Source organism: Paenibacillus sp. NPDC056722 (genome assembly GCF_042790635.1).
Lineage (GTDB): Bacteria > Bacillota > Bacilli > Paenibacillales > Paenibacillaceae > Paenibacillus_AQ > Paenibacillus_AQ agri.
In genome coordinates this window covers 87,329-107,343 of record NZ_JBHTYV010000003.1, presented here as the reverse complement: position 1 = coordinate 107,343, position 20,015 = coordinate 87,329, and the positions used below count along the sequence as shown (strand labels likewise).

At 48.5% G+C, this 20,015-nt stretch carries 17 protein-coding genes and 1 pseudogene; 13 read left to right on the top strand and 5 right to left on the bottom strand.

The window, feature by feature from the left end; translation table 11 throughout:
- The first annotated feature begins 81 nt into the window (after positions 1–81).
- On the top strand, positions 82–1,797 hold the full coding sequence (locus ACFRAM_RS09050; RefSeq protein ID WP_379465613.1) for an ABC transporter ATP-binding protein: 1,716 nt from the start codon (positions 82–84) through the stop codon (positions 1,795–1,797).
- Positions 1,798–1,900: 103 nt separating this feature from the next.
- Positions 1,901–2,941, top strand: a complete 1,041-nt coding sequence (locus tag ACFRAM_RS09045) for an NAD(P)/FAD-dependent oxidoreductase (protein ID WP_175373770.1) — start codon at positions 1,901–1,903, stop codon at positions 2,939–2,941.
- A gap of 804 nt (positions 2,942–3,745) precedes the next feature.
- On the opposite strand, the gene ACFRAM_RS09040 is transcribed toward ACFRAM_RS09045, so the two are convergent.
- Positions 3,746–4,762 (bottom strand): ABC transporter substrate-binding protein, encoded by a 1,017-nt coding sequence (locus tag ACFRAM_RS09040; RefSeq protein ID WP_379465612.1) that lies wholly within the window; start codon positions 4,760–4,762, stop codon positions 3,746–3,748.
- 103 nt (positions 4,763–4,865) lie between these two features.
- Positions 4,866–6,467: a helix-turn-helix domain-containing protein gene (locus ACFRAM_RS09035; RefSeq protein WP_379465611.1), complete on the bottom strand. Its 1,602-nt coding sequence runs from the start codon at positions 6,465–6,467 to the stop codon at positions 4,866–4,868.
- A gap of 174 nt (positions 6,468–6,641) precedes the next feature.
- Here ACFRAM_RS09035 and ACFRAM_RS09030 point away from each other — a divergent pair, with 174 nt between their 5' ends.
- From ACFRAM_RS09030 to ACFRAM_RS08995, 8 genes are all read left to right on the top strand, one after another.
- Positions 6,642–7,001 carry a (2Fe-2S) ferredoxin domain-containing protein gene (locus tag ACFRAM_RS09030; protein WP_379465610.1) on the top strand — a complete coding sequence of 120 codons (360 nt, stop codon included), beginning with the start codon at positions 6,642–6,644 and terminating at the stop codon, positions 6,999–7,001.
- 283 nt (positions 7,002–7,284) lie between these two features.
- Positions 7,285–8,421 carry a glycoside hydrolase family 88 protein gene (locus ACFRAM_RS09025; protein WP_379465609.1) on the top strand — a complete coding sequence of 379 codons (1,137 nt, stop codon included), beginning with the start codon at positions 7,285–7,287 and terminating at the stop codon, positions 8,419–8,421.
- A gap of 219 nt (positions 8,422–8,640) precedes the next feature.
- On the top strand, positions 8,641–9,450 hold the full coding sequence (locus tag ACFRAM_RS09020) for a GNAT family N-acetyltransferase (RefSeq protein WP_379465608.1): 810 nt from the start codon (positions 8,641–8,643) through the stop codon (positions 9,448–9,450).
- 48 nt (positions 9,451–9,498) lie between these two features.
- Complete coding sequence (locus ACFRAM_RS09015; RefSeq protein ID WP_379465607.1) at positions 9,499–10,014, top strand: DNA topology modulation protein; 516 nt, start codon at positions 9,499–9,501, stop codon at positions 10,012–10,014.
- 88 nt (positions 10,015–10,102) lie between these two features.
- On the top strand, positions 10,103–11,260 hold the full coding sequence (locus ACFRAM_RS09010) for an AI-2E family transporter (RefSeq protein ID WP_175373763.1): 1,158 nt from the start codon (positions 10,103–10,105) through the stop codon (positions 11,258–11,260).
- A 20-nt stretch (positions 11,261–11,280) separates the two neighbouring features.
- On the top strand, positions 11,281–12,759 hold the full coding sequence (locus ACFRAM_RS09005; RefSeq protein WP_379465606.1) for a carboxylesterase/lipase family protein: 1,479 nt from the start codon (positions 11,281–11,283) through the stop codon (positions 12,757–12,759).
- The gene (locus ACFRAM_RS09000; RefSeq protein WP_379465605.1) at positions 12,759–13,244 is read left to right on the top strand and encodes a DinB family protein; all 486 of its coding nucleotides are present in this window, start codon (positions 12,759–12,761) and stop codon (positions 13,242–13,244) included. The genes ACFRAM_RS09005 and ACFRAM_RS09000 overlap by 1 nt, the downstream gene beginning before the upstream one ends.
- A complete protein-coding gene (locus ACFRAM_RS08995; protein WP_379465604.1) occupies positions 13,241–13,690 on the top strand; it encodes a VOC family protein in 450 nt (149 codons plus the stop codon). Before ACFRAM_RS09000 ends, ACFRAM_RS08995 begins: the two co-directional genes overlap by 4 nt.
- Positions 13,691–14,197: 507 nt before the next feature.
- Here ACFRAM_RS08995 and ACFRAM_RS08990 read toward each other — a convergent pair.
- Together ACFRAM_RS08990 and ACFRAM_RS08985 are read right to left on the bottom strand one after the other, a co-directional pair.
- Positions 14,198–14,638 (bottom strand): hypothetical protein, encoded by a 441-nt coding sequence (locus ACFRAM_RS08990; protein ID WP_379465603.1) that lies wholly within the window; start codon positions 14,636–14,638, stop codon positions 14,198–14,200.
- A gap of 86 nt (positions 14,639–14,724) precedes the next feature.
- Positions 14,725–14,853: pseudogene (locus ACFRAM_RS08985) on the bottom strand (IS1595 family transposase); the annotation flags it as partial.
- 301 nt (positions 14,854–15,154) lie between these two features.
- On the opposite strand from ACFRAM_RS08985, the gene ACFRAM_RS08980 reads away from it, so the two are divergent.
- Together ACFRAM_RS08980 and ACFRAM_RS08975 are read left to right on the top strand one after the other, a co-directional pair.
- Positions 15,155–16,213, top strand: a complete 1,059-nt coding sequence (locus ACFRAM_RS08980; protein WP_379465602.1) for an alkene reductase — start codon at positions 15,155–15,157, stop codon at positions 16,211–16,213.
- Positions 16,214–16,368: 155 nt separating this feature from the next.
- The gene (locus tag ACFRAM_RS08975) at positions 16,369–16,863 is read left to right on the top strand and encodes a MarR family winged helix-turn-helix transcriptional regulator (protein ID WP_379465601.1); all 495 of its coding nucleotides are present in this window, start codon (positions 16,369–16,371) and stop codon (positions 16,861–16,863) included.
- Between the two features lie 154 nt (positions 16,864–17,017).
- Here the strand turns inward: ACFRAM_RS08975 and ACFRAM_RS08970 are convergent, their stop codons facing one another.
- Positions 17,018–18,562: an N-acetylmuramoyl-L-alanine amidase family protein gene (locus tag ACFRAM_RS08970; protein WP_379465600.1), complete on the bottom strand. Its 1,545-nt coding sequence runs from the start codon at positions 18,560–18,562 to the stop codon at positions 17,018–17,020.
- A 490-nt stretch (positions 18,563–19,052) separates the two neighbouring features.
- Between ACFRAM_RS08970 and ACFRAM_RS08965 the strand changes: the two genes are divergently transcribed.
- On the top strand, positions 19,053–20,015 hold the full coding sequence (locus ACFRAM_RS08965) for a metal ABC transporter solute-binding protein, Zn/Mn family (RefSeq protein ID WP_379465599.1): 963 nt from the start codon (positions 19,053–19,055) through the stop codon (positions 20,013–20,015).

Sequence of the window (20,015 nt, the reverse complement as noted above, 5' to 3'; positions counted from 1 at the left end):
GTAATTATTCTGTCCGGATGAAGCAGACAGGAGCCTACAGCTCCCTGTTCTTCGGACCATCGGTAAGGAGTGTAGCCGGAAATGCTGCGTCGTTTTTTTGCCTACTATCGCCCGTATAAGGGGCTGTTTATTTTAGATTTCTCTTGTGCCATCGCCGCTGCTCTGCTGGAGCTTGTATTCCCGCTTGCGGTCAACCGGGTGGTAGATGATCTTCTCCCAAGCGGCAACTGGAAAGTGATCTTATATTCCTGCCTAGGCTTGTTGGGTATCTATGTAATTAGTTCATTCATGCACTTTGTAGTTACTTACTGGGGACATAAGCTGGGTATTAATATCGAATCGGATATGCGAAAAAAACTGTTCGATCGGGTGCAGAAGCTGTCCTTTAACTTTTTTGATAATACGAAGACCGGGCACTTGGTCTCCCGGATGACTAATGATCTTATGGATATCGGGGAGATTGCCCACCATGGACCTGAGGACTTCTTCATTGCCATCATGACGCTGATCGGCGTGTTCGCCATCATGCTGAATATTAACTGGCAGCTTGCGGTGCTGACCTTTGTGATTGTGCCGCTGATGATCTATCTGTCCATGTACTTCAGCCGTAAAATGTCGGCAGCTTTTAAGACAATGTTCTCCGATATTGCTGATTACAACGCAAGAGTTGAAAATAATGTGAGCGGGATTCGTGTAGTGCAGGCTTTTGCCAATGAAAAACATGAGATTTCCCGTTTTGCCGAAAACAATGAACGTTTCCGCATTACAAAACTACTGACATACCGAATTATGGCCTGGAACTCTTCTTTCAGTTTTATCCTTATGAAGTTTGTATCGTTGTTTGTACTCCTATGTGGCACCTGGTTTGTCATTCAGGACAAGATGACCTATGGGGAGTTTATCGCCTTTGTGATGCTGTCTAATGTATTCTTTGGTCCGTTGCAACAGATCAACTCTGTGATTGAGACTTATCCTAAGGGCATCGCCGGATTCAAGCGTTATTTGGAACTACTGGAGACAGAGCCAGACATCGATGATGCCAAAGATGCCAAGTCTGTCCAGAAGCTTACCGGAAATATTGAGTTCAAGGGAGTTACCTTCGGATATGGCAACAAGGAGAAGATCCTCCGGAATGTCGACCTGTCGATCAATGCGGGGGACACAGTAGCGCTTGTAGGCCCATCAGGCGCCGGTAAGACAACGCTGTGCAGCTTGCTGCCTCGTTTCTATGATGTGAATGAAGGCAGTATTGCCATTGACGGTATGGATATCCGTTCGATGACACTGGAATCGCTCCGTTCCCACATTGGGATCGTGCAGCAGGATGTCTTCCTGTTCGATGGAACCATTCGGGAAAATATTGCTTACGGCAAACTGGGCTCATCGGATGATGAGATCTGGGAAGCTGCCCGGCGGGCCCAGCTGGTGGAACTGATCCAATCACAGCCTGGCGGTCTGGACACGATGATCGGTGAACGCGGCGTGAAGCTCTCCGGTGGTCAGAAGCAGCGTCTCTCCATCGCCCGGATGTTCCTGAAGAACCCGAGTATATTGATTCTGGATGAAGCAACATCTGCGCTCGATACGGAGACAGAACAGGCCATTCAGGAGGCTCTTGCTGAATTGTCGCAGGGTCGGACGACTCTCGTGATCGCCCATCGTCTGGCAACGATCAAACATGCGGACCGCATACTGGTTGTGGCAGAAGGCGGGATTGCCGAGCAGGGCAAGCATGAGGAACTGCTAAGAAATCCGGGGATTTATAGTCGTCTGCACGAGGCGCAGTTCGGAGCATAAAGCCATGGCGGTGCCAGAAGTCAAAACATTTACCGTAGTGACGATGTAATCCTAAGTAAAGATCTTAAGTTTGTCTAATATAAATACATTTGCGGAGGTTAGCATGAGCGACCAACTGGAATTATATGATGTTACGATTATTGGCGGTGGACCCGCTGGGATGTATACAGCGTTTTACAGCGGTATGAGAGATCTGAAGACCAAGTTGATCGAAGCCAAGGAAGAACTCGGCGGAAGAATGCTGATTTATCCGGAGAAAATGATCTGGGATGTTGGCGGTGTCACTCCAACTCTTTGTCATCAGTTGATTAAACAGCTGAAGGAGCAGGCGATGACCTTTGAGCCAACCATTGTACTGGGACAACAGATCACGGGTCAGGAGCTGCAGGAGGACGGAACTTATATTCTGACTTCTGCCAGTGGTGAGAAGCATTGGACACGGACAGTCATCCTGGCGATCGGGTATGGTATCCTGCAAATGGCGAAGCTGGAGATTGAAGGTGCGAACCGTTATGAAGTGACGAATCTTCATTACACGGTTCAGGAGCTGGAGCCTTTCCGCGGCAAGCATGTGTTAATTTCCGGTGGCGGGGATTCTGCTGTGGATTGGGCCAACGAGTTGGAGCCGATTGCAGCAAGTGTGACAGTGGTGCACCGCCGCGAACGGTTCGGGGGCCATGAGAAGAATATTGCTCGCATGAAATCTTCTTCTGTAGAGGTTCGTGTTCCTTATGCTTTGACACAGCTGCACAGCAGCAATGGCGAGACGATTGATCAAGTGACGATCAGCCATGTGGAGACTGGTGAGACTGAGGTTTTTGCGGTAGATGCTATTATTGTCAATCATGGTCTAAAACACGACTTCGGCCCGTTGCGTGAATGGGGGCTGGATATGGGCGAGTGGTGTGCCAATGTCTCCGATAAGCTGGAGACGAACCTGCCCGGTGTCTTCGCTGCAGGAGACTTTGTGGATTATTCCAGCAAGGTCCGCCTGATCGCGGGTACCTTCACCGATGCGGTTCTGGCCCTGAACAGTGCCAAGCTGTACATCGATCCGACTGCGGATAAGGTAGCTTATGTCTCCTCCCACAACGACAGGTTCAAGGAAAAGAACAAAGCCCTTGGGGTCGTAGACGATCATTAAGAGCGTCTAGATGTCTAGATAGTCTAAATCATCTAAATCATCTAAATCATCTAAATCATCTAAATCATCTAAATCATCTAAATCCAGCTTATCAGCATAGTCATTTCAAACAAAAGCGTACAGGGAAGTATCCGGTTGGATATTTTCCTTGTACGCTTACTTTTTTACTACACGAATGCACACGTTTGGAGCTGCTTGCAGCCTGGATTCATGCTGCATTTAATGAAAGAATTATATTAACCGAACAAAAGAAGTTAGCAAAAAGCGATGATGAGCGTACGGGGAAATTTGGAACTGTAGGTGCAAAGGTCTCGCCCTGCTAGCTTTTCATAGGAACTGTCGCAAAATCCGGTTGAACAATGTCAGCATAATAGGGCGCAAGGCGTTCCTGTCTGAAAGCATTCCATAGGAAATCTATCACTAGGACATAGACTGTCGACAGATTCAACCACTAGAAGGGGTATATTCCCCTTCATCAGTCGTCTTAACAGTGAAAAAAGGGGGCATCTCCCCATCTAACAGCATTTTTGTACCTTATTTTTCTTCAATATAGGCAAATGAGGTAAATAAGGGCATTATTGTATCTTATTTTTCGAAAAAGCACACTGGACGGGGTATTCTGGAATATTTAAGATACAATATTGCACTTAATCTCCGATATCCCATAGTTGCGGAGGATTTAAGGTACGAAAATGCCGTTAATTGCACTTTGATCCTTCTTATAAAAGTGAGATTTCTGTGCATATGCAAAAGCCAAGCAGCGACCCGGTAGTAACCAGTAACCGTTGCTTGGCTTTCGTTCTACTATTTGCTTTTTGTAAGCCAGTCTGCCAGTTCCTCCGTCTGGGAGAGAACGGCAAGAGGATCGTAGTACCAGGACCGTTCCTCTTTCCAGACATAGAGACGATCATTCTTCACGGCAGGCAAGCTGCCCCAGAGGGGATCACTTTTGAAACTCTCGACTGTGCGTGTATTGGAGGTTAGGATGATGTAATCTCCAGCGTATTTGCTGATGACCTCTGCGGATAATTCAGCCCACTGCTTTTCCATAATTTCGTCAGCGACTTCTGCCGGAGGTTTGCGGCCCAGTGCCTGATAGATGGGTTGGCCGCCTCGTCCAAAATTGTCACCATAGACATAGGTGGTTTTATCGGCATTCTCCATAATACTGAAGGTAGCCTCTGCAGGAATGGCCTTGTCCACCTTGGCTTTGGCGGCGGCAATCCGCTCGTCGTATTCAGTGAGCCAGTCTGCCGCTTCTTTTTCTTTGCCCAGCAGCTGTCCAAAATAGGTAAGCTCTTCGTGGGCGTTCTTTAGTTCCCCGTAAGGCACGACGATCGTAGGAGCTATTTTACTTAACGTCGGATAGCTGTCGTTGTTGCCTGTTATGATCAGATCCGGGTCTAGCGCGAAGATCTTCTCTGCGTTCATTTTCCCATAGGTACCTGTGTCAGTGACATCTTGTAATGCTTCTTGAAAATACATATTCTGCAGAGTCAGGCCGGGAGCCCCAACAGGGATGGTGCCTAAGGGAATCAGACTGCCGATATATTCTTCTGCGACAATCCGCTTGGGCAGGACAGGGATCTCAATGTCACCGTTCATAGTTTTTACGGTTTTGGTGGCCGGAGCTTCCGGCGTGCTGCTCTCGGCGGAAGCTGGCGCCTCTGAAGTCCCTGGCGTATTGGCAGCATTGCCACTAGTGCCTTCAGCAGCTGGAGCGGCATTGCTACAAGCCGATAAAATAAGGGTTAGTGTCAGCAGCAGAGATATAGGAAACGATAGTCTTCGGCTTCTGCGGCTTTTGTGTAGGTCGAGCAAGATGTATATCCTCCTTATGAATAACGATTATCATTCTCAATATAACTGTACAGACTTCACCTGTTAATTTCCATGACCTGAAATGATCTTGTCCTATGTATATTTATGATGTTAATACCCGGAGTAAGACATGAAGCTGTGCCTGAGAGGAGAGGGGATCGAATCCGTAGAACATATCCGGCTGGTCCAGAATATGGACCCGGCTTGTGCGGACAGCTTCGAGTTGCCGCCACTGTTCGGAATGAAAGAGACGGTCAATCTGCTGAAGCCCTTGGGGATCGTCTGGCAGGCCGGTAATAATGATATGGTCAGCAGGATAGTCTGGTATGTCTTCAATAGCTGCCTTGATAAATCCTCTGTTAGAGATATCTTGATCTATAATTGCTTGTGGTAACTTAAAGCCCAGATCGTTGTATAGCACCTGACAACCTCGTCCGTAACTACTGCTGAAGCAGTAAGCACAGCCGTGGCCGATCTCCCAGACGATCGCCGTGCCTCTTGCTCCCATATTCCTGTCCAACTGCAAGTTGGCCTCATGGCAGCGCTGATCATAGCGTTGAAGCCATTCTTCAGCTTGTAGCCTTCGGCCAGCAACCTCAGCGATGAGGGTAAACTGCTCGCGCCAGCTCATTTGCATGAAGGGCAGCTCAATGACCGGAGCAAGGGCAAGCAGTTGTTTATTCTCACCGTACAACGAGTAGCTGATAATAACATCTGGGCGGGCAGAGGCTACAGAATGGAAGACCGCAGAAGCACGCCGTGCCTCCAGCGACAGCTTCCGGGCTGTAGGTACAGTGTTCAGGCTTTCCAACCACGCGGAGTAGGGTCCCAATTGCGGTGTGATCTCCAGTGCCCTCAGGCTGGCGGTATGGTTATAATTCAGTGTGACGATCCGCTTATTTTTACTGTGGTAGGCAGTGGGAGAGAGTCCCACGAATTGTTTGAACTTCCGGCTGAGATATGTGCCCTCGCCATAACCGACCTCGAGTGCCAGATGACTCAGATTTGGCGTTCCAGTCAGGAGACGCTCCTGGGCTTTACGTATCCGAAGCAGCGAAAGATAAGCACTAAAGGTCTGCCCAGTTGTATTGCGGAAGGAGCGGGAGAAGTGTTCCGGGCTTACTCCTGCCAATCCGGCCATCTGTGAGCGCGTCAAATCCTCGGAATAATGCTCGTCTATGTATTGCAGAACAAGGGGGAGCCAACCGCTGGAACTCTCTACAACGCTGGTCACCATGGGAGTGCTGTTTACCTTCATAATTAGATCGGTGAACAACGCCTGCACTGCAAACGGCTTGTCTGCTTGGGGCTTGGTCCAGGCGCTGTGCAGCTCTCCTCCCAATCCTGTTATTTGAGAAGGGCATTTCCGCAGTTGGGGGATAAGGTCATTGTCCAATGGGGACTTCATTAACCCGTCTGGCATGACGCCTGTGTACTCAATCCAAACCCCGTGCAGGCCGGACTGGGGAGGAAGTTTGAAGGTTGCAGACCCAGGGAAGGAGAGGACACAGCCGGGGGTAAGATGCAGACGTTCATTATTGATCTCAATATAGCCGTCTCCGCCCTGCACCATAATGAGGATGGAATAGGAGGATTGTGTTATTGAATTTTCGTCAGCACTAAGATGACTAAGGACAGTCACCCGGATGGGCATATAAAAACAATGGCCGTGCTGATTGAGACCGTTGGAATAGCGGGTAGTCATGATGAAAGCTCACTTTCTTATATTGATAATAATTCTCAATTATATTATAACGAAAGAAAACAGGGAATCATAGTCCTTCATCTTGACGCAAAGTATCCGGTTTAGTAGAGTGTAGAATATTCGATTTCCCCTAGGCCGGGAATTACTATATATACAGGGAGGAGGAACGCTGAAGTGACGACTTGGAATTTGCAAGGAACCCAGTGCCATTTGCTAATCTGCAACGGAAGCAGCTGCAAGAAGCATAGAGGGAAAGAGGTAGCGGAAGCTATTGAGAAAGAGATTGAGAAGCAGGATGCAGGCAGTTTTTTTCATACAACGAAGACCGCTTGCAACGGAAGATGCTCGGACGCCTGTGTGGTCATTGCCTATCCTGAAGGTGTATGGTACAGAGGCATTACTCCGAAATTAGGCAAAGTGTTGGTCCGCAAAGCCTTAAAGGGAAAACGGCTAAAGGAGAACATGGTCTACAAGTTCGACAAGGAGCTTAAGGCTAGCTCTGAACGAGGGATGCGCGGTAAAAAGAAGAGATAGCTCTATTGCGAATTGCAACCACAATTGTCAACAAGCAGAGCTAGCAAGAAGTGGGGACACTATACCGTCAAGAGCTGACGGTATTTTTTATTTTACTGGTCTCAGGAGGCAAGTGTTCAGGTGATGTTTCTGTTGACTCCTTGATTTGGGAAACCTTGGCTAGCTGGCAGGATATGCATGATCCGATATTGAATGCTTATATAAGTGCCTCCTTCCTAATTTAAGGGATTTTCACACCAGGATGCACAATCAATTTCTAAACTACAGAATGGCGGTGCTAGTGATGACTACAGAGACAAAGCTGGACTGGGTAGAGGAAGCATGGAGTAAAGCGCTAGAGAAGACACAGTATAACAGCTTGCGTATTGGAGCGGAATTCCCGCATGCCAGTCAGGGCGGTAAATACATATTGGAAGAGCCTGGTTGGTGGACAGCCGGATTCTGGCCGGGGCAATTATGGCTGCTGTATAATGTTAGCGGGGATGAATCGCTAAGGGCTATTGCCGAACAGTGCGAGCAGCGGCTGGATGAGGTCCTGAACGAATATGTGCGACTGGACCATGATCTTGGCTTCATGTGGACGCTGACGAGCGTAGCTTCCTACAAATTGCTGGCCAACGAACACTCAAAGATCCGGGCGCTAAAAGCGGCAAATTTCCTCTCTGCCCGCTTCAATCTGAAGGGCAACTTCATCCGAGCTTGGAATCCCTGGTCAAACGGAGACGACAATAGTGGGATTGCTATTATAGACTGTGCGATGAATATGCCATTGCTCTTCTGGGCGACAGAGGTCACTGGTGATCCACGCTATCGTCATGTCGCTGAGGCGCATATGGACACGGTTGTGAAGCATTTTGTCCGTCCTGACGGATCGGTGTATCATATCGTTCGTTTTGACTCGGAGACCGGTGAATTCGTTGAAGGCATCGGCGGGCAAGGTTACGATGCCGGTTCGGCTTGGTCGCGGGGGACTGCCTGGGCGATCTATGGTCTGACCTTGGCATATCATCATACGGGTAAGATCGAGTATCTGCACACCGCGCAAAAAGTGGCCCATTTCTTCCTGGCCCGCTTGCCTGAGGATTATGTGCCACATTGGGATTTCCGTGCGCCAGAGGAGGCGCGCAGCTTCCGGGACTCCTCTGCTGGAGCCTGTGCGGCTAGTGGACTGCTGCTTTTGGCTGAGAAGATAGGTGGCGCTGAGGCCGCCGTGTACCGTGAGCCTGCGATCAAGATCTTGGAATCGCTTTACCGCAATTACGGGACATGGGGCAATAATGAAGAGGAAGGTCTTATTCTGCATGGAACCAGTCATTATCCAGCTGGTCAAAATATTGATGTGCCGCTGATTTATGGCGATTTCTTCTATGTTGAAGGACTTGCAAGGCTGAAAAATAATGGACCGTTTTACTGGGAATAGGCCCTGGCAATAGGGGATGGCTACATTTCAGCAAGGGATTTCATCCGGTCAACAGAACGGTTAGCTAAATTCCCTGAAGGGGCTTATAATCAGCGCCTGAATTAAAAAAGGCCGACTGTTGGCAATTCCGTCGTGCACCCGAATAACGGGGCGCGGCGGTTTATTTTTACAAGTAAGAAGATAATGATGGAAGAAAAAGTATATCGGGAGGGGAGCACGATGTTTGAACATTTTTCAGCTGGTGATGGCGTTCTGCTTGGGGAAGCATTTGTAAGAGATGAGGTAAAATTCAACCTGATTCATATGATCACAGGATTTGAAGGCAATGTGAGGTTGAAGACACCGGAGAATACACTGGTGCTTGCCTACTCCCAGGGTTTTCGTCCCTGGCTGTGGATTTCGTCTGAGGTCAGTCACAGTGAGAAGGAAACTTTGATACAAGAATTAGCGGAGCATCTGAAAGATGAAGAACTTCCAGGTATCATATCGGAGCCAGATATAGCGAGGCGATTTGCGGAAGTCTTTTGTCAAGGTAAGGGGACATCATTTCATACCCATTTGATGCTGGAAGTCTATCATTGCCCGGCTGTACATAAACCTATTAACGTCAAAGGACATGTAGTACAGGCAAGCATCGAAGATGCGCCGCTGATTGCCAAGTTCCTGGCGGGCTTCTCGGAGGACGCTTTTGGTAAACCGGTGGATCCTAAAGATATGCTGTCTACAGCCGAGGGCGATGCTGCTTCCGGTCAGATGTACCTGTGGGTGGTGGACGGCACTCCGGTATCCATGGCTAAAATCGCACACCGTTCACCTCGGCATGCCCGGATCAATGATGTCTATACCCCACGCGATCAACGCAAAAAGGGATATGCCAGCGCCATTGTTGCCGCAATATGCGAGCGGGTGCTGGAGGAGAGACTCATCCCGATGCTGTATGCAGACGGCCATAATCCTGCTGCCAACAAAGTGTACCAGAGCATTGGTTTTGTAAATGCAGGTAGGATGAATGATCTGAAATTCGACTGATTAAGATGACCTGCTATGATCTGAACGAGAACGACAAGGAGGTCAGGGATGCAGCGTATTCTGATTGTGGGCTCTGCCGGGGCCGGAAAATCGACATTGAGCCGGAAACTGGGTGAAGTTCTAGGCATTCCGGTGGTTCATCTCGATAAGCATTATTGGAAGCCAGGTTGGGTGGCCACGGAGAAGCAGGAATGGTACCAAATTGTAGTTGAGGAGACGCGCAAGGAACAGTGGATTATGGACGGCAACTATTCAGGGACACTGGACCTGCGGATCGAAAGAGCAGACACGGTTATTTTTCTGGATATACCGCGCTGGCTGTGTCTATACCGTATTTTCAAGCGGCGTATTCAGTATCACGGCAGAACTCGTCCAGATCTGGATGAGGGCTGTCCGGAGCAATTGGACTTGGATTTTGTCCTTTGGGTCTGGAATTTTCCTAAACGTAGCCGGGATAAGATCGTCAGTACCTTGAAGAAGAGCAATGAAGAGAAAAACGTGATTGTTCTCAGTAATCGGCGGAAAGTAAGCGGCTTTCTGGAGGGCCTTTCTTCCGAAATTTGACTTGTTACCCGTACGTTGACTATGCTATTTGATAAGTATCATTCAAATGGAATTCAGTCAGAATGTTCATCGTAAGGGGGAAGGTGTTATGGAGAGGCTGCAAGTATGGCCAGAGAGGTTTAAAAAGTTTTTTTTGAATAATAAATTTGTTGTGTTTTTGCTGGTGCTGCTGTTGATCGGGGTTAATATTCTGATCTTTGCGAAGATACCGTTTATTTTCAAGCCGCTTAAGGTCTTGTTCCACACGGTGGCACTGCCGCTGCTACTGTCAGGTGTCGCTTATTATTTGCTCAATCCGCTGGTTGACCTATTAGAAAAGCGGAGCAATATCAAACGCGCCTACGGAATTGTTATTCTATATCTGCTGATCGTGGGGATCATTACGCTCATCCTCTTAACGGTCATCCCGATTCTCCGCAGTCAGCTGCTGGGATTGATTGATAATTTCCCGAGGTACAGCCAACAAATTCAGGATGAATTCATGAACCTGACCGGCAGTGAGTTCTTTGGGCAGATGCAGCAAAGCATTGGACTCGATTTTACCGATATTACGAGAAAAGCCACGAGCTGGGCTACCTCTTTTCTGAATAATGCCTTGACTGGCGTAGGCAGTTTTGTGGGAGCGCTCACGGAGGTGGTGCTAGCCGTCGTAACCACACCGTTTATCTTGTTCTATCTGCTGCGTGACGGTAAAAAGCTTCCGGATTATATCCTGAAGTTCATACCGTTCCGGCTCCGTCCGCAGACTAAAGAAGTAATGTCCGAGATGAATGGCAAGGTGGCTTCTTACATACGCGGGCAGATTATTGTCAGCTGTTGCATTGGAGCGCTGCTGTACATTGGTTATCTGATCATCGGTTTGGACTACTCCCTTGTGCTGGCTATTGCGGCTGCGTGTACTGCGGTGGTTCCGTATCTTGGACCAGCCATTGCTATTACGCCGGCTCTGATTGTAGCGCTGGTGACTTCGCCGTTCATGCTGCTGAAAATGGTCATCGTCTGGACAGCGGTCCAACTGATCGAAGGTAAATTCATCTCGCCGCAAATTATGGGCAAGACGCTTAAGATTCATCCAATCACCATTATATTTGTGATCTTGTTCGCAGGGAAAATGTTCGGTATCGTCGGTATTATCCTTGCGGTTCCTGGTTATGCAGTACTAAAAGTGGTATTCACCCACTTATTCGAATGGTTCCAGATAGAGTCAGGTTTATACAAAAGCTTGGTAGAGAAAACAGAAGAGTAGATGAAAGAGAGATGAATGCAATGGAGGGGCCAGTAGCAGTAACCAACTATGGCAGAATACGGGGGCAGCAGTCCGGTGATGTGAGTGTCTGGCGGGGAGTTCCATATGGCGCTCCTCCTGTTGGCAAGCTCAGGTTCAGGGCACCGGAGCCGCCGGAATCATGGACTGGTATCCGGGAAGGGGCGACCTTTGGTCCGGTCAGCCATCAGCCGCCGGATACGCGGGGCACCCGGTTTGGCGGAGAGCATCCGCTGCATTCAGAGGATTGTTTATACTTGAATATTTGGTCACCCGCGGAAGGTGGAGAAGGGCTGCCCGTGATGTTTTGGATTCACGGCGGAACCTTTATTACTGGAGCGGGCAGCCAGCCGCTGTTCGACGGCAGCAGTCTGGCAGCCCGGGGCGGGGTTGTAGTCGTGACGATCAACTACCGTCTAGGGCCCTTCGGCTTTTTGCATTTGTCGCCGCTTGGCGACGGGCTGGCCTCCAACCAGGGCCTGCTTGACCAGATTGCCGCGCTGGAATGGGTGCGCGGCAACATCGCCGCCTTCGGCGGCGACCCGAACCGGGTAACCGTGTTCGGGGAATCGGCGGGCAGCATGAGCATCGCTGCCCTGCTGGCTATGCCTGCCGCGAAGGGACTCTTCGCGGGGGCGATCATGCAGAGCGGGGCGGCGCAGACTCTGCCGCCCCGGCAAGGCAGCGAGATTGCAGCAGCCCTGCTCGCCGAGCTCGGGATCACGCCTGGCGGCGATCCCGGCGCGCTGCAATCCATCCCGGCGGAGGAGATTATGGCCGCCGCCGGGCGAATGAGCCTGAAGCTGCCTGGCGGCTCGCTGAGCATGCCATTCCAGCCGGTCATTGACGGAGCAACGCTGCCAGAAGACCCGGCGGTTGCGATCTCGAAGGGAGCGGCGGAAGGAGTTCCGCTGCTGATCGGGACCAATCTGGATGAAGGAAATCTGTTCTTCCGCGAGAACATGCCGGTGCCAGACTTCGCCGATTCCTTAAAGGCTCTGGAGATGCTGATGGGTGTCAGCGGCCTGGGAGAGCATGTCGGCGGCTATACTCCCTCCTGGGAGGGGCAGGCAGAAATATTGACCGATTTCTACTTCTGGAGCAGCTCCATTTCTTTGGCGGAACACCAAGAGATTCATGCCCCAGTTTGGATGTATAGGTTCGATCTCAAAGTTCCCGGGCATCCGCTATTTGGCAAAGCGGTACACGGCGCAGAGATTCCGTATGTGTTCCACAATCTGAAGCACTTGCAGCGTCTGGGAGCGGAGGTTAGCCCAGACATGACTGCCCTGGCGGATGCTATGCAGGAAGCCTGGCTGGCTTTCGCTCACCGGGGAGATCCAAGCACACCTAAGCTATCATGGCCGCGGTATCATCCGGGTGACCGTGCTACGCTTCTTTTTGCCGAAACTCCGCAGGTGGTGCTAGATCCCGAGTCACTGAAGCGTAAGCAACTGGCGGCTGCTAGGGGTGAACACTGATGACCGTACAACCGCAAGGCAGACGGGATGATCTGCTGCGTCTATTCAGTCATGCCCATTGGGCGAATGAAGAGATACTCAAGGCGCTGCAAGATTCCGAGGTCGTATCCGGGAAGCTCATGGCATTGTTCAGTCATCTACTGACGGCAGAGAAGGTGTGGCTGGAACGGCTAAACAAGAGGGATAGCACAGTTCCGAGCATATGGCCTATGTACTCGCTGGAGGACTGCGAATTGCTTCTGCAAGAGAATGCCGCAGGATATCGTCTATTCATCACAGACCTCAAGGATGGAGATCTGGACAGTCTACTGACTTACCGTTCCAGTAAGGGAGTCGAGTTCACGTCTGCCGTTTCGGACATTTTACACCATGTGTCCTTGCACGGGAGTTATCATCGGGGCCAAATCGCAACCTATTTGCGGCAGGGTGGACTTGAACCAGTGAATACAGACTTTATCCTGTTCGCTAGGTTGGATGCGGAATGAAGGTCACAGGCTTTAATCATCTGACACTCAAGGTGAAGGATTTGGCGGACTCTTTGAACTTTTATACATCCATTCTCGGTTTGGCACTGATTCATCGAGGCAAGAGTGATGCTTACCTGGAATGGGGCAGTGCCTGGATTTGCTTGATCGAGGTAAGTGCTGTTACTGAGAAGTCGGGAGAAGATGGGGACGTTACTGAAACTAATGAACAGACAGATCCTTCAAATATTGTCCGGGAAATAAATGGTGTTGATCATATTGCTTTTTCAATTGCAGAGGAAGACTTTGCTGAAGCGGTACAGATTCTGAAGAGTCATAAGGTGCCTATCGTCCGAGGCCCAGTCCTGCGCGGCAAGGGCTGGTCGGTGAACTTTCTTGACCCGGATGGAGTTCAGCTGGAGCTGCACACCTCCAACTTGCAGGAACGTATGACTGTGTGGAAATAACATCCAGTTAAAATATCACGCTTCAACGTAATAGTCAGCACTTTCTATAACAATCCGATTATAAGGATTATGCCAGATAATCTGCTCATAAGATTTCTGAAGTCCTCTATTCTTCTGGCTATGTTGAGTTCTAATGTTGGACCCATCTCGAAATCAGTACTTGCTTCTTTTGCATCTGGTAACGGACTCCAGTGAGGTTATTTCCTAACCACCGACCGTTTCAGAAAATTAACGGACTCCAGAGACGTTATGAGCAGAAATACTGTGTGAAATCCACGGTTTGGGAGGGAATAGCGGCACCTGAGTCCGTTACATGTTCTAGAAGCTGCTTGATGTACAAATAACGACGATAGGGTCCGTTAGCCCCCAGGTATAAGTTTCAACCTTTGAAGTAATTGGTTTGGCAATCACTGATGATGAAGCTGAGCCTGATTTATAGGGCTATTCCTCCTCAACAATCGTAGAGAATGTGTTTCTCGTCACTCTGACCGCCTTTGAGGCGGTTTTTTACTGTAATCGACGTTTTCGTACCCATAGCCAAGTGACACAACCAACGACGACAAAGCCAATGAGGAATAGCATGATCGGCTTGGCATAGTCTGGTTTACCGTCATATTTGCCGTGATAGAGTAAGGTTGCGTACCGACCATCGCTTTCTTGTACCGCGATGCCTGCGGAATCACTGACATCGAGGATACGGTAGTAGGGTGTTCCTTTTGGATAGGTATTCGAAAAATTGCCGGAATACGTCCCTTCACGAGCGGAATAGAACGTCACTTCGCCTATTTTCTTTCCTATTTTCTCAACAGGTGTATATGTACCTTGATGGGCATAGACAGTCCCATTATACACAACGAACCGGAATGCCCAATCGGCAGATGCTGTTGTGCTGGACATAACGCACGATAGGATTAAGAGCATAGATAATGCAACTCTGCGAAGATTCAATAAATCCCCTCCAAACTTTGATCGTATATAAGCAAAAGTCACTAACATTTTTTATTCGCTGTGGTATTTTCGTATTCCTTTTCCTATAAGAGTTGAAACCAAACTAGAGAGTGTTCCAAATATTTCGTCGCTACTCTGTTAAAGCGATCCAGCCAACGTTGTAACCGGCTGTGGTATCTATGTACGTTTTGTATATGGTACGCACCTTTAACGCGTATATCACATTCCCGAATCCCCGACTTCCGAACACAAATCACCAGGCTTAAACTGGCGGATATTTGTTTCGATTTCCCCCACTACCTTGCATTACCCATTCCTAAAATATGACAAACTAAACATTGAGTTTAGGTTCAGGTATGTGATGCAATTTGCTGTCAAAGTGCTACTTCAATGTCCCTTTATTCAAAAGTTCATTTAAATATGTTGCCGGAAACATATTTGTGTTGACATCCGAATGTCCTCCTGTTAAATTTATGTTGCCGGCAACATTTATTTGAATTGAGAGGAGTTTTTTTAATGAGTACAATTTGGAAACCAGTAGTAGTTGGGGATATAAATTTGCAGCATCGTTTGGCACTTGCGCCAATGACAAGATCACGCGCTCAATTCGACGGAACTCCAGGAACATATAGTGCGGAGTATTATGCACAACGAGCATCAATGGGCCTTCTAATTAGTGAAGGAGCACAGCCTTCGGAGGATGGACAAGGTTATTTATTTTCACCCGGAATTTATACAGAAGAACATATTGCAGGTTGGAAACAGGTAGCTGATCGTGTTCACGAAGCTGGTGGGCACTTGTTCATTCAGCTTATGCATGCAGGCCGCATGTCACATCCAGACAATACACCTCATCACCGTCAGCCAGTGGCACCGTCAGCCATTGCTCCAAAGACACAAATGTACACGGCAACAGGCTTGCAAGATGTTCCTGTTCCGCGTGAGTTAAGTTTGGAAGAAATCCAAGAAACTATTAGTGATTTCCGCAGAGCAGCTGCAGCGGCCATACAAGCAGGTGCTGATGGAGTGGAAATCCATGGGGCAAACGGTTATCTTGTACATCAATTTATTTCCGAGAATGCAAATGTACGCACAGATTCGTACGGAGGTTCGATTGAAAATCGCGCTAGATTTGCTCTCGAAGTAGCGGCAGCAGTAGCTGAGGAAATTGGAGCTAGTCGTACAGGAATCAGACTTTCTCCAGGGGTTCCTATTGGAGATCTTATTGAAGGCACAGAAGGTCCTAAAGTATATGAATACCTGATATCTAAACTGGCTGAACTTAACTTAGCCTATCTTCACATTCTACATGGTGGTGATGAAGAAAGGCTTAAGGCTATACGTTCGGCTTGGCCAACGGTACTGATCGTTAATCGTCCTGGACGTCCTTTAGAAGAACTGGACAGAGACTTGAAAGATAATTTGGCTGATATTGTCTCGGTAGGAACCTGGGCGCTGGCCAATCCTGATTTGGTAGATCGTTTGAAATCAGGAGCACCCTTAAATGAAGCTGATCCTACCACCTTTTATGGCGGTGACAGCCACGGCTATATCGATTATCCGACTTTGAAATAAGTTTTGATCTATAATTTTCATTTGTGCGGCGCCATAGTACAGCAGAATTGAAGCTGTGTTATGGCGCAATTTTTATGTATCCATCCGCTTCTTTACAAGTGTAGAATAATTCTCTACGCTTAATAATAAGTAAAAGCGGAAAGGTGATAAGAAAGATGAATAACTTTGAAGAGAGCGAGCAGAGCGGCTGTACACCTAAGGCTGAGCAGGATACGCAGGTCATCCAGCGATTTCCCATTAATTTCGCCATTTTTTCTATGGCTAGATCGCACCGTGGTTTGGCCGCGAATTTGTTACGTGAGGCTGGTTTGTTTGCAGGTCAAGAGATTATGCTGATGCAGTTAGGAGAGCAGGATGGACAATCACAACAATGTCTTGGACGTACTATGCGACTTGATCATTCTACGGTTGCCAAGTCAGTTCGACGATTGGAGGAAGCAGGGCTAGTCACTCGCTCCCGTTCACCCAAGGATGGGCGTGTCACACTTGTTAAACTAACGGAGGTTGGCCGAGAACTCGTGGATAAGGCTACTGCCGTTTGGACGGAAATGGAGAAAGCGGCGTCCCAAGATCTTTCAGAAGAAGAGCGGAAGCTATTAATATCGTTATCTCAAAAAATTTCCGCTAACCTGGACGGCTTCATGGTATAAAGAAAATTTATCATGAATCCAAATCGCCCAATTACTTATTTTGAACAATCGACAGGCCTAATAGAATATAAATAAAAAATCCAGCCCGTTGTAGGGACTGGATTTTTTGACTTTAGGCAGCTGGTTAGTTTCACAAGGGAACCTCTCCATCTGACTACATGTTCAAATATTCCTTGATGCCGGCGACAACCGCCTCAGCAACTTTTTGCTGGAAATCATCTGAGTACATCAAAGCTTCATCCTTCGCATTGGTGAGGAACCCAACTTCCAACAGGATAGCTGGCATTTTGGTTTCTCTCGTCACATGCAGGCTGGTCTGTTTGATGCCACGGTCCGGCAGGCCAGTGGCCTGAATCAGATATTTGTGGACGATCTGAGCAAATTGAAGGCTTTCTTTACGAGAATAATGGGTCTCCGTTCCGCTTGGGCTGGTTTTGGTCCCAACTGGAGGACTGTTGCCATGTACGGAAACAAACAAAGAAGCATTAAGATTATTAGCTAGCTTGGCTCTTTCCTGCAGCGTAGGATATGTATCTCCACTGCGGGTAAGCACGACTTGAGTATTCGGCTCGTTCTTCAGTAGTGCCTCGATTTTGAGGACAACTGCAAGTGTGAAGTCCTTCTCTTTGAGTTTGTTCAGGCTGCCGGCTCCAGGGTCGCTGCCGCCGTGTCCGGCATCTAGTACGATCACCTTCTTGCCAGAATCGCCAGGCAGTGGAGTAACAGATGTATCGGGCGTTGGTGTCGGGATAGGAGTTGCACCCGGGTCAGGGATATAGCCACCAGTCCCGTTCAAATCAATAATCAGCAGACCGTCATTAGCATTGGTCACACCGTACGTTTTAGCGCTATTCAAGTCGAGAACAACACGTATCGTTGACGGTGTGCTGCTGAACAAGGAATACCGGACTCCGGTGACATCAGGATAACCTGTTATTGGCACTTGTCCACTTTGTCCAGCAGTCAGCGGCAGCCGCTGGCTGAAGGCTTGTCCAAAGATAGTATTAGGCAGGTCGATAACGATCCGGTCAGTACCGGTCATCGCAAAGATGCTCGGATTTACATTTCCGTTCAAAGAGATGATCAGCTTGTTGTCATTAAAGCTCATATCCGTCAAGGATGCTGCTGTCGTATTTACCGGAGGAGTGGCGCTTCCTCCCGGCGTGGTGACCTCGCTTCCATTGTCCGGTGCCTGAGAGGGTGTACCTCCAGGTGCAGGCGTGGGAGAAGGCGATCCTCCATTACCAACGCCAATCTCCTGAGCCGGAGAGGTTAAATATACGGTCTTGGTAATATTGTCCCATCCGACTGTGGCACCCGTCTGTTCTCCGATAAATCTTAACGGAACAAACGTGGTTCCTTTACTGAGGAAGGATGGATTATCCAGCTGGATCTTCACACCATCCGCGTCTGCTTCTTTCTGGTTCACAACCAGCGTCAGCATACGTCCTCCCTGCTCAATCGTCGCTGTCTTCGAGATATTATCCCATTTAACCCCATAGCCTAGCTGCTCCGTTACGAGACGAAGCGGTACCATAACACTTCCGTTCACAATCTGGACCTGCACATCCCCAGGCATCGCCAAGTCGCTGCCATCCAGATTAATGTGTGTGCTGGGCGTGGCGGCATGTCCCGTAACGGGAAATACCAGTACGAGCGTAAGAATCAGCAGCACTGCCCACAAACCGTACTTCTTCATTTCACCATCTCACCATCCTTGTGTATTGATCCTATGTATGGACACAGTTTATCTATCTGCGATGCCTATGACGGCATATATATATGTTAGACGACAAAAGTTTCCAAAAGTTGCAGTGAATCCGGTATAAAATATTTCACTTTCATATGGCAACGTGAAGTGCTTTTTAAGTAAGAGAAAGATATCGATTGCAATAAAGTGAAAAGTGTTTCATTCATTTAATTTTTTTAGTATGTGTAAAGTTTATGTGAAAACGGAGCCCGAAATCGTTGTTAAATCAACGTTATGGGTAAACATAATGATATTTATATCGAAAAATATAATGAAGAAGTGTACAGAGTGTATGATTAATTTCTTGACAAATCAGCGATAAGGAATTAATTTTGGTTATAGAAACAATTGTTTCCCTAGGGAAAAACATTTTCGTGAGGTCATTTATTTATTTTTCAAAAAATTACCTGATCATCAGGTTGCAAGAGGAGGAAACAAAATGAGAGAGAGACTGAAGGGCAGGAAGGCAAGGTGTGGCATTGCTCTGTCCTTGGTGTTGTCATTGGTATTATCGGCATGTTCAGCAGAAGGTCAGGAACGCAAGGGAGCAGCGGCGGATGGGAAAATCGCTATTGTTACCACTATCGCACAGATTGCTGAGCCGCTATCTATTATTGGCGGGGATAAGGTTAGCGTCAGCAGTTTGATGGGCCCTGGTGTGGACCCTCACCTGTATAACGCGACGCAGGGGGATATTAAGAAGATGGCTTCGGCGGACATCGTATTCTACAGCGGGCTCCATTTGGAGGGCAATATGACGGAGGTCTTTGAGCAGATAGGCAAAACTAAGCCGGTGAAGGCGATTGCTGAAGCCATTCCTGAGGATTTGCGGCTGAAGGATGAGAAGGGGGATATCGATCCCCATGTCTGGTTTGACATTGATCTTTGGGGAACGGCGCTTGGTTCCGCTACAGACGGGCTGAAGGAGCATTTTCCAGAACATGCCGAGCTGTTTGAAGCCAATAAGAATGACTATCTGAAAAAGCTGGATGAGTTGAAGACAGAGTCAGCAGACATGATGAGCACCATTCCTGAAAAGCAGAGAGTGCTGGTAACCGCCCATGATGCTTTTGGCTATTTTGGACGGATGCATGGTTTGAAGGTGGTTGGCCTGCAAGGACTTAGCACTGAAGATGAGATTGGCATCACGGATGTTGATGATACCATAGGATTGCTTCTGGAGTATAAGGTTCCTGCTGTGTTTGTAGAGAGCAGTGTCAACCAGAACTCCATCAATGCGGTGATCCAGGGCGCAGGCAGCAGAGGGCTTAAGGTGAAGCTCGGCGGCGAATTGTTCTCGGATGCGATGGGGGATGGCGGGACCCCGGAAGGAACTTATATCGGGATGTATCGACATAACGTCAAGACCATCGCTACGGCGCTTGGTGGGGGAGGTAACTAA